11 protein-coding genes and 1 pseudogene are annotated in these 15,867 nt (G+C 65.8%); 5 read left to right on the forward strand and 7 right to left on the reverse strand.

From position 1 onward, the window contains the following. Positions 1-16 precede the first annotated feature (16 nt). Positions 17-2,313 (reverse strand): annotated as a pseudogene (gene metE, locus CEY05_RS09145) (5-methyltetrahydropteroyltriglutamate--homocysteine S-methyltransferase). A gap of 111 nt (positions 2,314-2,424) precedes the next feature. Between metE and CEY05_RS09150 the strand changes: the two are divergent. Then, positions 2,425-3,357: a LysR family transcriptional regulator gene (locus tag CEY05_RS09150; RefSeq protein WP_088598167.1), complete on the forward strand. Its 933-nt coding sequence runs from the start codon at positions 2,425-2,427 to the stop codon at positions 3,355-3,357. 101 nt (positions 3,358-3,458) lie between these two features. Here CEY05_RS09150 and recX read toward each other — a convergent pair whose 3' ends face one another. Together recX and recA are read right to left on the reverse strand one after the other, a co-directional pair. Continuing rightward, the gene (gene recX, locus CEY05_RS09155; protein ID WP_088598168.1) at positions 3,459-4,184 is read right to left on the reverse strand and encodes a recombination regulator RecX; all 726 of its coding nucleotides are present in this window, start codon (positions 4,182-4,184) and stop codon (positions 3,459-3,461) included. Between the two features lie 6 nt (positions 4,185-4,190). Then, positions 4,191-5,255: a recombinase RecA gene (gene recA, locus CEY05_RS09160; RefSeq protein WP_088598169.1), complete on the reverse strand. Its 1,065-nt coding sequence runs from the start codon at positions 5,253-5,255 to the stop codon at positions 4,191-4,193. A gap of 253 nt (positions 5,256-5,508) precedes the next feature. On the opposite strand from recA, the gene CEY05_RS09165 reads away from it, so the two are divergent. The 3 genes from CEY05_RS09165 to CEY05_RS09175 all read left to right on the forward strand — a co-directional run bounded on the left by CEY05_RS09165 (position 5,509) and on the right by CEY05_RS09175 (position 9,584). After that, complete coding sequence (locus tag CEY05_RS09165; RefSeq protein WP_088598170.1) at positions 5,509-6,198, forward strand: response regulator transcription factor; 690 nt, start codon at positions 5,509-5,511, stop codon at positions 6,196-6,198. A 115-nt stretch (positions 6,199-6,313) separates the two neighbouring features. Further along, the gene (locus tag CEY05_RS09170) at positions 6,314-7,774 is read left to right on the forward strand and encodes a sensor histidine kinase (protein ID WP_088598576.1); all 1,461 of its coding nucleotides are present in this window, start codon (positions 6,314-6,316) and stop codon (positions 7,772-7,774) included. Positions 7,775-7,901: 127 nt separating this feature from the next. Continuing rightward, positions 7,902-9,584: an MFS transporter gene (locus CEY05_RS09175; protein ID WP_088598171.1), complete on the forward strand. Its 1,683-nt coding sequence runs from the start codon at positions 7,902-7,904 to the stop codon at positions 9,582-9,584. Between the two features lie 325 nt (positions 9,585-9,909). Here CEY05_RS09175 and CEY05_RS09180 read toward each other — a convergent pair whose 3' ends face one another. Beyond that, positions 9,910-10,128 carry a hypothetical protein gene (locus CEY05_RS09180; RefSeq protein WP_057652543.1) on the reverse strand — a complete coding sequence of 73 codons (219 nt, stop codon included), beginning with the start codon at positions 10,126-10,128 and terminating at the stop codon, positions 9,910-9,912. A 140-nt stretch (positions 10,129-10,268) separates the two neighbouring features. On the opposite strand from CEY05_RS09180, the gene CEY05_RS09185 reads away from it, so the two are divergent. Next, entirely contained in the window at positions 10,269-11,171 is a 903-nt protein-coding gene (locus tag CEY05_RS09185; RefSeq protein ID WP_088598577.1) for a recombination-associated protein RdgC, read from the forward strand. An 82-nt stretch (positions 11,172-11,253) separates the two neighbouring features. On the opposite strand, the gene CEY05_RS09190 is transcribed toward CEY05_RS09185, so the two are convergent. The 3 genes from CEY05_RS09190 to CEY05_RS09200 are packed head-to-tail and all read right to left on the reverse strand — an operon-like array spanning position 11,254 to position 15,864. After that, positions 11,254-12,456 carry a lipocalin-like domain-containing protein gene (locus CEY05_RS09190; RefSeq protein WP_198952727.1) on the reverse strand — a complete coding sequence of 401 codons (1,203 nt, stop codon included), beginning with the start codon at positions 12,454-12,456 and terminating at the stop codon, positions 11,254-11,256. Next, positions 12,446-15,094 carry an ABC transporter permease gene (locus CEY05_RS09195; protein ID WP_088598172.1) on the reverse strand — a complete coding sequence of 883 codons (2,649 nt, stop codon included), beginning with the start codon at positions 15,092-15,094 and terminating at the stop codon, positions 12,446-12,448. The genes CEY05_RS09190 and CEY05_RS09195 overlap by 11 nt, the downstream gene beginning before the upstream one ends. Then, the gene (locus CEY05_RS09200; RefSeq protein WP_088598173.1) at positions 15,094-15,864 is read right to left on the reverse strand and encodes an ABC transporter ATP-binding protein; all 771 of its coding nucleotides are present in this window, start codon (positions 15,862-15,864) and stop codon (positions 15,094-15,096) included. Before CEY05_RS09200 ends, CEY05_RS09195 begins: the two co-directional genes overlap by 1 nt. Between the last annotated feature and the right edge of the window lie 3 nt (positions 15,865-15,867).

Genomic DNA, 15,867 nt, shown 5'->3' on the forward strand with positions numbered 1-15,867 from the left:
CGGTGTCCATGCCCGCTCAGGCCGCCTCGCGCAGCTTGCGCGCCGCGTCGACCATGCTCACCAGCGCGGCTTCGGTTTCCGGCCAGGCGCGCGTCTTCAAACCGCAGTCCGGATTGACCCACAGCCTTTCCTTCGGCAGGCGCGCGGCCGCCTTGCGCATCAGGTCGACCATCCAGCCCACTTCCGGCACGTTGGGCGAGTGGATGTCATAGACGCCCGGCCCGATGTCGTTCGGATAGCGGTAGTCCTCGAAGGCCTTGAGCAGTTCCATATTCGACCGTGAGGTTTCGATGGTGATCACGTCCGCATCCATGGCGCCGATCGATTCAATGATGTCGTTGAACTCCGAGTAGCACATATGGGTGTGGATCTGCGTGTCGGCCCGCACGCCGCTGGTGGACAGCCGGAAGCAATCGACCGCCCAGTCCAGGTAGGCCTGCCAGTCGGCCCGGCGCAGCGGCAGGCCTTCCCGGATGGCCGGCTCGTCGATCTGGATGACGCGGATGCCGGCCTGCTCCAGGTCGACCACTTCGTCGCGCAGGGCCAGCGCCAGTTGGCGGCAGGTCTGGGCACGCGGCTGGTCGTCGCGCACGAAGGACCACTGCAGGATGGTGACCGGGCCGGTCAGCATCCCCTTGACGGGCTTCTCGGTCAGCGATTGCGCATAGGCCGACCACGCCACCGTCATCGGCGCGGAACGGGCCACGTCGCCAAAAATCACCGGCGGCTTGACGCAACGCGAGCCGTAGCTCTGCACCCAGCCATTCCTGGTGAACGCGAAACCGGCCAGCAGCTCGCCGAAGTATTCGACCATGTCGTTACGCTCGGGCTCGCCGTGCACCAGAACGTCCAGGCCCACTTTTTCCTGGAAGCGGATGACTTCCTCGATTTCCTTGCGGATGGCGTTTTCATAGGCGGCGTCGCTGAGCGCGCCAGCCTTCCAGTCCCGGCGCAAGGCACGGATTTCCTGGGTCTGCGGGAAGGAGCCGATGGTGGTCGTCGGATAGGCAGGCAGCTTCAGCCCCGCCTGCTGCCGGGCGATACGCTCGCCAAAGGCCACCCGTGCCAATTCGACGTCGGCGGACGCGGCCAGGCGGGCAGCGACGGCGGGGTTATGGATGCGCGGCGACCTGGCGCGGGCCTGCAGGGCGGCGCGTTGGCCGGCCAGCTTCTCCTGCACGGCGGTGGTGCTGGCGCCGCCCAGCGCCTGGCCAAGGACGCCCAGCTCGTCCAGCTTCTGCACCGCGAACGACAGCCAGCTCTTGAGCTCCGGATCCAGCTCCGTCTCGAAGGCCAGGTCCACCGGCACGTGCAACAGCGAGCACGACGGCGCCAGCCACAGGCGCTCGCCCAATTGCTGGCGTACCGGCGCCAGCGTCCGCAGGGCGGCGTCCAGGTCGGTACGCCAGATGTTGCGGCCATTGATGACACCGGCCGACAACACCTGGTCGGCACGCAGGGCGGCAAGCACGCCGGCCAATTGCTCGGGGGCACGCACCAGGTCGACGTGCAGGCCGGCCACGGGCAGCGCGGCGGCGGTCTGCAGATTGTCTTGCAGGCCGTCGAAGTACGTCGCCAGCAACAGCTTGACGGGCGCCTTGGCCAGGTCGGCGTAAACGCGGCCATAGGCGGCGCGCCACGTGGCGGGCAGGTCCAGGGCCAGGATGGGCTCGTCGATCTGCACCCATTCGACGTCCAGGCTGGCCAGGCGGCCCAGCACGTCGGCGTAGACCGGCAGCAGTGCGTCCAGCAGGGCCAGCTTGCCTTCGTCGCCCGCGCCGGCACCGAAAGCGTCGCCCTTGCCCAGCCACAACCACGTCAGCGGGCCGGGAATCACCACCTTGACGCCGTGGCCCAAGGCCTGGGCTTCACGGACCTGGTCGAACAGCGCATTGCGCGCCACGCGGAAAGTCTGGCGGGGAGTCAGTTCCGGGACGATGTAGTGGTAGTTGGTGTCGAACCACTTGGTCATCTCGCACGCGGCGGCCGGCGTACCGGTCGGCGCGCGGCCACGCCCCATGCGGAACAGCGTGTCCAGCGTGACGGGCTGGTCGTCCTTCTGCGCGAAGCGCGCGGGCACGGCGCCCAGCAGCGTGGTCCATTCGAGGATGTGGTCGTACCAGGCGAAATCGCCCACCGGCACGAACGCCATGCCGGCATCGGCCTGTAATTTCCAATGCCGGGCGCGCAGTTCGCGGCCCGTGGCTGCCAATTCTTCCTGGGTCGACTTGCCGGCCCAGTAGGCCTCGACCGCACGCTTCAGTTCGCGCTGGGCACCGATACGCGGGAATCCGAATTATGAATGATCGTCATGGTTTTTCAGATAAAGAGAGGCCTGTTCAAGTTCAGCCATTGTGCGCGCAACGGAACTTGAGGCAAAATCAATCTCTGCATTAATTTCATGAAATCAGTTCATACAAATCCATGCTCGAAATTCGCCACCTTGAAACGCTGGCAGCCATCCGCGACGGTGGCAGCCTGCTGGAAGCCGCAGAGCGGCTGCACCTGACGCAGTCCGCGTTGTCGCATCAACTGCGTGAACTGGAAGCCCGTCTGGGCACGCCCTTGCTCAACCGCCGCACCCGGCCCGCACGCCTGACGACGGCGGGACTGCGTGTGCTGGCCCTGGCCGATGACGTCCTGCCGCGGATACGCGCCACCGAACGCGAGCTGCAAAGGCTGGCCGCCGGCCGCACCGGCCGCCTGCACATCGCCATCGACTGCCATTCCTGCTTCCAGTGGCTGATGCCGGCCCTGGACGCCTTCCGCGCCCAATGGCCGGAGGTTGCGCTGGACCTGTCGGCGGCGTTTTCCTTCGCCCCCCTGCCCGCGCTGGTGCGCGGTGACCTGGATCTGGTGATCACCTCGGACCCGCAACCGCTGGAGGCGCTGGAATACGAACCGCTGTTCACCTATGAAATGGTGCTGGCGATGTCCGAAGCCAATCCCCTGTCCCACGCGCGCTATGTGCAGCCGGAACAATTGGCCGACCAGGTGCTGGTGACCTATCCGGTGGACAAGCAAAGGCTGGACGTCTTCACGCGCTTTCTCGATCCGGCCGACGTGGAACCCGCAGGCGTACGCAAGGCCGAGCTGACGCCCATCATCGTGCAATTGGTGGCCAGCAACCGGGGCGTGGCGGCGCTGCCCAACTGGGCGTTGACGGAATATCTGGACCAGGGCTGGTTGCGGGTGAAACCGCTGGGCCCGCAAGGCTTGTGGAGCACGCTGTCCGCGGCCGTGCGGTCAGAGGACATGGACTCGCCGTATATCAAGGACTTCCTGAAGATCGCCCGTGAAGTGTGCTTCCGCAACCTGACGGGTATCAAGGCTGTGCAACGGGACCATAAGGGCTGAGCGTAGCAGTGGCGCGGCGGGCGTTGGATGCCCGCTGCGCGCCGGCCGCGGGCTCTGAGGAAAAAGCCGGGCAAACGCAGCGCGTGACGCGAAACGTCGTTTTACTCGTCGTCGTCGCTGCCGCCCAGGATGCGGCGTATGACGTCGTGGGCGAAGCCGCGGCCCGCCAGGAAACGCGCCTGCTTGGCATACGCGCTGCGATCGCCGGGGGCGGGCCGCTCGCCGAAGCGCTTGTCCCACACCGCACGGGCCCGTTCGTATTCAGTAGCCCGCAGGTTTTCCTGCAGCTCGCTTACCTGGGCCTCGGCCACGCCCTTGGCGCGTAGTTCCTGCACGATGCGGGCGGCGCCTTGACGGTCGGCGCGTCGATGGACCAGGCTTTGCGCAAAGCGCTCGGTGGACAGCCACCCTTCCCGCTCCAGGTCGTCAAGGACCTTGTTGAGTTCGTCCTCGCTGTCGGCGTGCGGCTTCAGCTTGCTCGCGATCTCATTGCGCGCATAGTCGCGCCGGGACAGGAAACCTACCGCGCGTGCCTTCAGGCTGGGGCCGCTGCGCGTGGGGGTAGCGGCCTGAGCGCTCCCGTCAGCGTCGAATTCGCCCCCCCCGCTGTCGTCCGCTCGAGCATGTGAAGGAGACGACCGGGAGCTTTTGAAACGGCGGGTAGAACGCGACGTCCGCGTGTACCCGTCTTCGTCAACGTCGCTGGAGCCAGCATCGGTCCCGGAAGATTTCCCCGGGGCCAACTGCTCGAAGCCACCGTCATCGTCATCATCGGCGCCGGACCGACCAGCCCGGCGCGAGCGCGAGGGTCCGGAGCCCCAGCTCATGCTGGATCAATCCTCTTCGGCTTCCGCCGCGGTGGCAGCGAAGGTATTGGCACGAACGACCACACCCTGGTTCTCGCGCACCCGGTTCTCGATCTCCAGCGCCATCTCCTTGTGCTCTTTCAGGTACTCGCGCACATTGTCCTTGCCCTGGCCGATACGCTCGCCGTTGTAGCTGTACCACGCACCCGACTTGTCGACCACGCCCGCCTGCACGCCCAGATCGATGATTTCGCCTTCACGCGAAATACCCGCGCCGTACATGATGTCGAACTCGGCTTGCTTGAACGGCGGCGACACCTTGTTCTTCACGACCTTGACGCGGGTTTCGTTGCCGACCACCTCGTCGCCCTTCTTGATCGAACCGATACGGCGGATGTCCAGACGCACGGAGGAGTAGAACTTGAGCGCATTGCCGCCGGTGGTGGTTTCGGGGTTGCCGAACATCACACCGATCTTCATACGGATCTGGTTGATGAAGATCACCATGCAGTTGGTGCGCTTGATCGTGGCGGTGAGCTTGCGCAGGGCCTGGCTCATCAGGCGCGCCTGCAGGCCGGGCAGCGAGTCGCCCATTTCGCCTTCGATTTCCGCCTTGGGCACCAGGGCCGCCACCGAGTCGATGACGATCAGGTCGACCGAACCCGAACGCACCAGCGCGTCCGTGATTTCCAGGGCCTGTTCACCGGTGTCGGGCTGCGAAATAAGCAGGTCCGTCAGGTTGACGCCCAGCTTGGCGGCATATTGCACGTCGAGCGCATGCTCGGCGTCGACGAAGGCGCAGGTGCCGCCGATTTTTTGCATTTCAGCAACGACCTGCAGCGTCAGCGTGGTCTTGCCCGACGATTCCGGGCCATAGATTTCGACGACGCGGCCGCGCGGCAGGCCGCCAACGCCCAAGGCGATGTCCAGGCCCAGCGAACCGGTGGAGACGACCTGGATATCGTGCGATACCTCGTTGTCGCCGTAACGCATGATCGAACCCTTGCCGAACTGCTTTTCGATCTGCGAGAGCGCGGCGGCCAATGCCTTGGCTTTTTCGGCGGCGGCGCCCTTGCTGTTTTTGTCGTCCATTAAGGTGTCCTGTCTGAGTCCGGTTTGGCGAATGCTGGATTATGGCATTGGATTCTACTGGACAAAAACCCAGTGTGGCAAGCCCGTCCTGGGATCCCGTCCAGGATACTGCTCGCGTATTCCCGATATGGGCAAGCCCGCCGGGCCATGCCAGAATCGTGCCGGAAGTGTGGAGATAGACAAAAAACCGGACACGAATCCGGTTCGCCCTGGCTGCGACCTCAAATAACCAACACCCAGCGAGCCCGGTTCCATGCGTATTTTGATTGCTGAAGACGACAGCATCCTGGCTGACGGCTTGTCACGCTCATTGCGCCACGGCGGTTATGCGGTGGATGCCGTGCGCGACGGCATGGCCGCTGACCTGGCGCTGTCCGCCCAGGCCTTCGACCTGCTGATCCTCGATCTTGGCCTGCCCCAGTTGGCCGGCCTGGAAGTCCTGCGCCGGCTGCGCTCGCGCAATTCCCATTTGCCGGTCTTGATCCTGACCGCCGCCGACAGCGTCGAACAGCGCGTCAAGGGCCTGGACCTGGGCGCCGACGACTATATGGCCAAGCCCTTCGCCCTGTCCGAACTGGAAGCGCGCGTGCGGGCACTCACCCGGCGCGGCGCCGGCGGCGGCGCCACCCTGGTGCGCCACGGCCGGCTGGTGTTCGACCAGACCGGCCGCGTGGCCATGGTCGACGAACAGACCCTGGACCTGTCGGCGCGCGAAGTCAGCCTGCTGGAAATCCTGTTGATGCGCAGCGGCCGCATGGTCAGCAAGAACCAGTTGGTGGACCACCTGTGCGAATGGGGCGAGGAAGTCAGCACCAACGCCATCGAAGTCTACGTGCATCGCCTGCGCAAGAAGCTCGAACCCAGCGGCGTGAAGATCATGACGGTGCGCGGCCTGGGCTATTGCCTTGAACGGGAACCCGGTGCGAGCTTTCTTTCGAACTGAATCGGCGTCGCCCCCCGCGCTGAACCAGGAAGCGTTGGAAGTGGTGCGTGCGGGCGCACGCGGCCCCAGCTTCCGCCCGCCGCGCCGTTCCCTGCTGGGCGAAATCCTTGACTGGATGCTGGCGCCGCTGTTCCTGCTGTGGCCGATGAGCGTGGCCATCACTTACGTGGTGGCGCAGCACATTGCCGACGTCCCTTACGACCGCTCGCTGGCCAACACGGTGAACCTGCTGGCCCACCAGGCGCGCGTCGTGGACGGCAAGCCGGCCCTGCCCATGAACGACACGCTGCGGCAGGCCTTGCGCGCCGACGAGACCGCCAGCCTGTTCTGGCTGGTGGTCGACAGCCAGGGCCGTTACGTGGCGGGCGATCGCGGCCTGCCCCTGCCCAAGGCGGCCAGCACGGTGGAACCGGGCGTGGTGCGCTTCGACGACGACAGCCTGCGGGGATTCGCCATCCGGGTGGCCTACACGCGGGTGGATCCGGGTACCCCGGCGGACGCCCAGGGCCCCGCCGGGCATCTGCTCACGGTGCTGGTGGCCGAAACCGGTGAAAAGCGCGCGCAACTGGCCAACGAGATCATCAAGGGGGTCATCATCCCGCAGTTCGTGGTGCTGCCCATCGCGGTGCTCCTGGTGTGGTTCGGCCTGTCGCGCGGCGTGGCGCCGCTGAACGCGTTGCAGCAGCGCTTGCGGGCACGGCGCCCCGACGACCTGTCGCCCATCGACGACCGTGCCGCGCCCACCGAAATCGCGCCCCTGGTCGGCGCCATCAACGATCTGCTGGACCGGCTGTCGGCCACGGTGCAGACCCAGCGCCGCTTCGTCGCCGATGCCGCGCACCAGTTGAAGACCCCGCTGGCCGGGCTGCGCACCCAGGCCGAACTGGCCCTGCGCGATGCCAGCGCCGACGAGATGCAGGCCAGCCTGCGCCAGCTGGTCACCGGGTCCGAACGCGCGACCCGGCTGGTCAATCAACTATTGCTGCTGGCCCATGCCGAAAACCCCGCCGCGGTGGGCATGACGCCCATCGACCTGGCCGAGGTCGCGCGCGAGCACACCACGCAGTGGGCGCCGCAGGCCCTGGCCCTGCGCACCGATCTGGGCTTCGAGGACCCGGACGGCGCGGTTCCCATCGCGGGCAATCCCATCCTGCTGGGGGAACTGCTGAACAACCTGCTGGACAACGCCCTGCGCTATACGCCGCGCGGCGGCCGCATCACCGTCAGGGTGCGCCGCCAGGGAAATTACGCTGTGCTGGACGTCGAGGACTCCGGTCCCGGCATCCCCCTGGCCGAACGGGAACGGGTCTTCGACCGCTTCTACCGCGTGCTGGGCACCCAGGCCGATGGCAGCGGACTGGGCCTGGCCATCGTGCGCGAGATCGCCGGCAAGCACGATGCCGTGGTGAGGATCACCGATAACACCGATAGCGCAGATAGCACAGATAGCGCAGGTAGCGCAGGTAGCGCCGGGCCCGCCGCTGACGCCGGCGTTGCAAGCGCAACGCCCGGCACCCGGTTCACGGTGACCTTCCCTCTGGCGCCTTCTTTACATAAAGATACACTTTTAGAATGACGTCTTATAAAAACGTCAGTCCCTCGTCAGTCTCAAGTCCTACCTTGCAGCCTGACCCGGATTGATAACCATCGACCGGGAGAAAGAGCACGGCGCCCGATCGCCGGCCACCCTTCGAGGAGACATCATGAGCACCGCATCCATGCCGCGCGCAGGGGGAGGGGTTGCCGCCCCACCCATGACCCGCAACGAACGCAAGGTAATTTTCGCGTCGTCGCTGGGTACTGTTTTCGAGTGGTACGACTTCTATCTGTACGGGTCGCTGGCGCCCATCATCGCCATGCACTTCTTTTCGGGGGTCAATCCGACGGCGGGCTTCATCTTCGCCCTGCTCGCCTTCGCCGCGGGCTTTGCCGTGCGGCCGTTCGGCGCGCTGGTGTTCGGCCGGCTGGGCGACCTGGTCGGGCGTAAATACACGTTCCTGGTCACCATCGTCATCATGGGCCTGTCCACTTTCCTGGTGGGGTTGCTGCCCAGCTACGGATCCATCGGCATCCTGGCGCCCATCTGCCTGATCGTGCTGCGCCTGCTGCAAGGGCTGGCGCTCGGCGGCGAGTACGGCGGCGCGGCCACCTACGTGGCCGAGCACGCACCGATGGGCCGGCGCGGGTTCTATACCAGCTGGATCCAGACCACCGCGACGCTGGGCCTGTTCCTGTCCCTGCTGGTGATCCTGGGCGTGCGCAGCTACGCCGGCGAAGAAGCCTTCCGCGACTCCTGGGGCTGGTGGCGTGCGCCCTTCCTGCTGTCCTTTGTCCTGCTGGCGATTTCGGTGTGGATCCGCATGCAGTTGAGCGAATCGCCCACCTTCCAGCGCATGAAGGAAGAAGGCAAGGGTTCCAAGGCGCCGCTGACCGAATCGTTCGGCCAATGGAAGAACCTCAAGGTCGTGATCCTGGCCTTGCTGGGCCTGACCGCCGGCCAGGCCGTGGTCTGGTACACGGGGCAGTTCTACTCCCTGTTCTTCCTGACGCAGACGTTGAAGGTCGATGCCAACACCGCCAACATCATGATCGCGGTGGCGTTGTTGATCGGCACGCCCTTCTTCGTGATCTTCGGCGGATTGTCCGACCGTATCGGCCGCAAGCCCATCATCATGGCGGGCTGCCTGATCGCGGCACTGACCTACTTCCCCATCTTCCAGGGCATCACGCACTTCGCCAACCCGGCGCTGGAGAAAGCCCAGGCCAATGCGCCGGTGACGGTGTTCGCCGACCCGGCCACGTGCTCCTTCCAGTTCAATCCGGTGGGCACGTCGTCGTTCACCAGCTCCTGCGACGTGATCAAGTCCTTCCTGGCGCGCAACTCGGTCAACTACAAGAACGAGACCGCACCCGCGGGCTCGGTGGCCAAGGTGCGCATCGGCAACGACGAGTTCACCTCGTTCGAAGGGGCCGGCGTGCCGACGGCAGACTTCAAGGCCAAGGTCGCCGACATGGACAAGACGCTGACGGCGGCCATCCGCACCCACGGCTATCCCGCCAAGGCCGATCCCGCGCAGGCGAACAACGTCATGACCGTGGTGCTGCTGACCATCCTGGTGATCTACGTGACCATGGTGTACGGGCCCATCGCCGCCATGCTGGTGGAGATGTTCCCCACCCGCATCCGCTACACGTCGATGAGCCTGCCCTATCACATCGGCAACGGCTGGTTCGGCGGCTTCCTGCCACCGCTGGCCTTCGCCATCGTGGCGGCAACCGGGAACATTTATGACGGCTTGTGGTACCCCATCGTCATCGCCGCCATGACCCTGGTCATCGGCACCCTGTTCATCCGCGAAACCAAGGATGTCGATTTGAACGACTGACGGATACCCGGGCGTGGCGCCTCGCGCGCCGCTGCCCACGTCCCCTGCCGGGCAGGATGCTGCACCTGCCTGGCCTTGGAAGCTCCCCCACGGGAGCTTTTTTTTGGCCGGACAAAAAAAAACGGCCCGCCTGTTAGGCAGGGCCGCTACGGGAGCACACGATGTCGCGCTGTTTTAAGGCTCGCGGGGAGCGCGGCATCGGTGTCAGAGGGCGTGCATGCGGCCAAAGGACAGGGGGATCAATCGTCCTTTGACGGGTTGCATGACCGTCTTCCGAGCCGGCAGTCTAAGTGCCCGCCTCTGACACCGTCCTGAAAAATCCTATTTACTTTCGCATGCCGGCACCGACCACCACCACGCCCACCACGATGGCGGCAATGCCCGCCCAGCCCGGGATAGGCACGGACTTCTCCGTTTCCGCGGTGGCCTTCACCGACCCGATCTGCAGCACGGTGTCTTCGGATTTGTAGCTGAAGCCCCGGTAGACCAGGGCGGCGATACCCAGCACGATCAGCAGGGCTCCAATAATGGTCGTGGATTTCATGGCGGCACTCGCTTAAGGATGAGAAGAGATGCGGCGGAAGATACCGCGCGCCTTTTGGCGTGTCAGTGACAGAACGTGTCCAGTGTCATGATCGGCGACACGGCCCATGTCGTATAGAATCCACCCTTTTGCCCGACGCCATGTGGTTCAAGAATCTAAAGATCTACCGTCTCTCCGCGCCCTGGACCGTCTTGGGCGACGCACTGGAAGACGCGCTCGCCAAGCACGCCTATCAGGGCGGCAATAACCTGGAAATGCAGAGCCTGGGCTGGATCGCTCCGCGCGAGAACGGCGGCCTTGCGCACGTCGTCAACGGCCAGATCCTGCTGGCGCTGCGCGCCGAGAAGAAACTGCTGCCGGCCACCGTGGTCAACCAGGTGACCAAGGCGCGCGCCCAGGAAATCGAGGAACAGCAGGGCTATAAGCCCGGCCGCAAGCAGATGAAGGAGATCAAGGAGCGCGTCACCGACGAGCTGCTCCCCAAGGCCTTCAGCATCTACCGCGACACCCGCGTGTGGATCGACCCGAAGAATCATTGGATGGTGATCGACGCCGCCGCCTCGGCCAAGGCCGATGAGGTACTGGGCCTGCTGGCCAAGAGCATCGACCCTTTCCCGGTCGAAGGCTTGTACGTCAACCAGTCGCCGGCTTCGGCCATGACCGGTTGGCTGGCCTCTGACGAAGCGCCGTCGAATTTCAGCATCGACCAGGACACCGAACTGAAATCGTCCGGTGACAGCGGTGCGGCGATCCGTTACGTCAAGCACTCCATCGATACCGACGACGTGCGCCGCCATATCCAGAACGGCAAGCAGTGCACGCGCCTGGCCATGACCTGGTCCGACCGCATTTCCTTCGTCCTGACCGAAGGCCTGGACGTCAAGCGCGTCGCGCCGCTGGATGTACTCAAGGAAAACACGGACACCATGGCGCAGAACGACGACGAGAAGTTCGACTCCGACATGGCCTTGATGACGGGCGAGCTGGCCAAACTGATGGCCGAAATGGTGGAAGCACTGGGCGGCGAGAAAAAAGGGATCTGAGCGGGATGGGGCGTATTGCCCCGCCCTGCCTTCAGTATCCGGTTCTCACGGGCCGGCGGTCCCGGGCTATTGCCTGGTCAGATCAATACCCGGTCATCTCCAGATATCCCGTTCCTCCCGGTGCCAGGCGCACCGGACCTTCCCAGTAAGGGAAGGACGTTCCCATCCATGCCTTGGATTGCAGGGCCTCGGCCGTGACATCCACGTCGCCGCCGCCAGCGCCAGCCGCGCCGGCGATGCGCACCCGCCATTTGGTGGGAAGCTTGCGGCCGTCGTCCAGCTGGCTCCACGCCAGGGGATCCAGCTGGATCTGCTCGCCCCGCAAGGCGATCGAATGGCCGTCCGGGCCTATCCACGTACCGGCGCGATACGGCGCCCCCTTGGCCTGGCGCACCTGGAACAGCATCACCTTGGCGCCTGAGGCCAGATGGAGCGAAAACCAGTCCCAGCCCCGCTGGTCGGCGGACAAGGGCTGGCTGCTCCACTCGCGGTCCAGCCATGCCGTTCCCTGCACGTGATGCACCTTGCCCGCGCGTTCGACATTGCCGCTGACTCGATAGAAAGGTTGGCTGTAGTAATACGACGCCTGGCCCTGCCCCGACTTTTCGCTATAGCCGGCATCGCCGTGCAGTACCAGCGGCCCATCGGCCTTGAGATCCAGCCGATAGCCAAAATCCTTGCCACCCGCCTGCATCGTCAGATGATCGATATCCGGGCCTTGCAATGACCAGTCGTCGATCCATGCATTGAAAGGAGATTCGCCACTCGGTTGGGACACCCTGCTCTGGACGCCGGCCTGGCCGATGCCGCCGCGCGCGAATTTTTCGGCGAATTGGTGGGAGTTGGCGTCGGTCAGGGCTGCGTGGGCCATCCACACGTTCGGACTATCCCAGCCGGCCTGCTCGGCACCAGGGCGCAGGGCCGAACGGAACAAGGTCCATTGCACGCCCCAGTCGCGGCCCTCCTCGTCCTTCAGATCCGCCGTCACGTACCACCACTCGATGCGATAGCCATCATGCGGACCATGATCTTGCGGAAAGACCAACGGCCGGCCACGCGTGACCTGCGCATAATCCGCCGCGTCACGCCCCAGGCCGGCGTAGCCGGCATTCGATGCATTCGACGCCTGGGGTGCCTTGGCATCGTCACATCCGCCAAGCAGTGCTGCGGCAACGAGCAGCGGCGCAAGTAACCCAGATCTTGCCTGGACACAGGCCCTCAGCGTGCCCATGGCAGCGCCAATGCCAGCACCCACCGCGCGCCATCGCATCACGTCACGTTTCATCGGCGAACTGCCTGATCAATTCGGCGGGCTGGCGCCGGCGTAATTGCCACACGGGCCATGCGGCGGCCAGCAGGCTCGTCAGCAAGCCCATCAACCCGAGCACCAGCAACTGCGCGGGAAATACATACAAAGGCAGCCGCCAACCGAACGCCTGCACATTGACCACTGCCACCAGGGTCCAGGCCAGTAGAACCCCCAACGGCATGGCGAACAGCACGGTCAGCAGCGACAAGGTCAACACTTGCCCCAATGCCAGCCACGCCAGTTGGCGCCGGGGCACGCCCAAGGCCCACAGCGGCGCCAGTTGCGCCAGCCGGCCCTGGCTCAAGGTCAGCAGGCTGATGAACAGGGCAATGCCGGCCACGCCCAGCGTCAAGGTATTCAGCGCGCCGGTCGCGGCGAACGTGCGTTCGAACACCTGCGTGGACCACAGCTTGATGGAGGCCTGCTCGGCGACCTGCATGCCATCGCCGCCGTAACGCTGTTCGAGTGCTTCCCGCAGCGTCTGTACCGCCCGGTCGCCGTCGCGCGCGGGGGTCGCCACATAGATGTTCACGCTGCGCAGCACGGCTTGCGGACTCAGCCGCCGCAACACCGCGGCGTCCATCAGCACATGTCCCCGTGGGTTGCCGTAATCGGCATAACGCGCCACGACGGTAAAGGTCGCCGGCGTTGCCGAGGGTCCGCCGTCGTTCCCCAAGCTGAACGTATCGCCTATCTTCAACCCCAGATGGCGCGCCAGTTGCTCGCTGACCATGACGCCACGGCCGGCCGCGACGGCGCGCCAGGCATCGTCGGATTGCTCCAGCAGCGGCCATTGCCGCACGGTCTCGGGATCATCGACGACACCCTGCAACTCCACCGGCCAACCGCGCACATTCGTGACGGCGCGCCATTGCGGCAACACCGCGCGCACCTCGGATCGCGTCCGCAGCCACTGCACGGCATCCACACCCTGCGCGCTGTCGCGCGGATTCAGGTAAATGTCCGCCGACAAGCGCTGGTCCAGCCAGCCCACGAAGGTCTTGCGGAATCCTTCGGTCATGCCGCCCACGCCGACGCTGGCGCCCAGGGCCAGCAACAAGGCCATCAGAGCCAGGCTCAAGGCGGGCAACTGTTGCCGGCTGTCGGCCACGAACCAGGACGCCAGCGGCCCGCGTGCGTGGCGCGCGCCCGCGGCCAGCAGCGCATCCAGCAGCGCGGGAAGCAGCAAAGCCGAGCCCAGCAGAATCGCCGCCTGCATGGCGAACGCGCTGGCCAGGCCGTTGCCCCCTATTCCGCATGCCGCCGCGAGCACCGCCAGCAGCGCCGCGCAGGCCACCTGACGCCGTTGCCGCGTCAGCTGCGTCGAGCGCCAGGCTTGCGGCCGGGCGATGGCCAGCAAAGGCAGGCGCGCCGCGCGCCACAGGCTGTCCGCGCCCGCTACCAAGGCCCCCAACAGCGTCATGCCGATGCCGGCGGCCCACCACCATGCGGGCAGGCTCAAGTGGCTGGCGACTTCGGCGCCATACAGGCCGCGCAGGCTGGCCGCCAGATTGCCCAGCAGCACACCGGCCAGCAGGTAGCCGCTGGCCACGCCCGCCAGGCCGCCTGCGAGCGCGAACAAGCCCAGTTCCACACCCAGGGCCGCCATCAATGCCCGCAAGCTGACGCCGCAAGCCCGCAGGGTGCGCAGCAGGCCGCGCCGTTGTTCCAACGCCAAGCCGATCGACGCATGCACGATGAACAAGCCCACGATGAAGGCCAGCATGCCCAAGGCGGTGAGATTGAGATGGAAGCTTTCGGTCAGGCGGCCCAGATCGTCGCGATCTTCCGACCGCGCCATCACCAGGCTGTCCGCCCACGGCGCGGGCGGAGTGAGTTCCGCCGCTTGCGCGGATTGGGTGGACTGGGTCGATTGCGTGGATTGCGTGGATTGGGTGGATTGGGTGGATTGGGTGGATTGGGTGGATTGGGTGGATTGCGTGGGTGACGTTGGCTGGGATGGCTGGGCAGTTTGCCCGACGCGGTCGCCCGGCCCGCTTGCAACCAATAATCGCGATGCCTTGCCTGGCTCGCGCAGCAACGCCTGCGCATGCCCTATATCCATCACCAGCACGCCCGGCGCCAGATCGGGCTGCACATGCAGGACGGGCAATTGCTCCCCATCCAATGTCACCGGCCTGTCGCCCTCGCGCAGGCCCAAGCGGCGCAGCGTGTCGGGCCCCGCCCAGACTTGCCCTGGTGCGCCGATGAAAGTCCCCATATCGAAGGCCTTGGCGACCTGCCCCGCCACTTCGGTCCCCGCCGGCAGGCTCAAGGGCTCGATGCCCATGACCCGCAACGATACCGGCGGCGCGCCGGCGAAGCGCAAAACGCCTTCGATCACGGGCGAGACCTGCCAACCGGCCCGCCGCAGTTCAACATAGACACGCTGATCCAGCAGCCCGCCCTGGCGCGGCAGCCATTGCACCTGCGCCGGCCCCAGCAGCACCGCACTGGCGCGCGCATAGTCAGCGCGCGCCTGCGCATTCAATGCCTGGACGCCACTCCATAAAGCCGTCGCCAGCCACAGGCCGCTCACGATGCTGGCGCATTGCAATGGATGTCGACGCCAATGGCCCGCCAGCGCCCGCATGCAGGAAAAGAACACACGCATTACTTGCGCACCGTCGCCATGGGCGCATCGTTGGACGATGCACTCACATTGCTACCCGTGCCGGCATCGCCCCCGGCATTGCCGTCAGCATCGGCAGGGATCGCGCCCCGCTCGTCCCCGCTCACCCGCCCCAGATGCAGCGTCACGCGGCGGGACAGGCGGGCGGCCATGCGCGCGCTGTGCGTCACCATCAGCAGGCTGCTGCCCGCGTCACGCACCAGCGCCAGCAACAGGTCCAGCACCACATCGCTGCTCGCCTCGTCCAGGCTGCCGGTAGGCTCGTCGGCCAACACCAACCCTGGCCGGCTTGCCAGCGCGCGCCCGATGGCGACCCGCTGCTGCTGTCCGCCGGACAACTGCTCCGGATAACGCGACAACAAGGCCGCCAACCCCAGACGCTCGGCAAGATGCCCTGTCCAGGCGGCGTCGTGGCGCCCCGCCAGCCGTGCCTGGAAATCCAGGTTGGCCGCCACATCCAGGCTGCCGATCAGGTTGTATTGCTGGAACACCAGTCCGATGCCCGTCCTGCGCCACTGAGCCAGGCCCGCCTCGCGCCGCGCGTGCAGCACCTCGCCATCGACCAGTACGCGTCCGCCATCGGGATAGTCCAGCCCGGCAATCAGATGCAGCAAGGTGCTCTTGCCGCTGCCGGACTCCCCCGTCAACGCCAGGCTTTCGCCCGCGGCCAGGCGCAGATCGACGCCGCGTAATACCGGTAGCGCCCCCTGCGCGGTGACGAAGGACTTATGCAGATCCTCGACGATAAGCACCCA

The organism is Achromobacter sp. HZ34 (genome assembly GCF_002209485.1).
In the GTDB taxonomy this organism is placed as follows: domain Bacteria; phylum Pseudomonadota; class Gammaproteobacteria; order Burkholderiales; family Burkholderiaceae_B; genus Bordetella_C.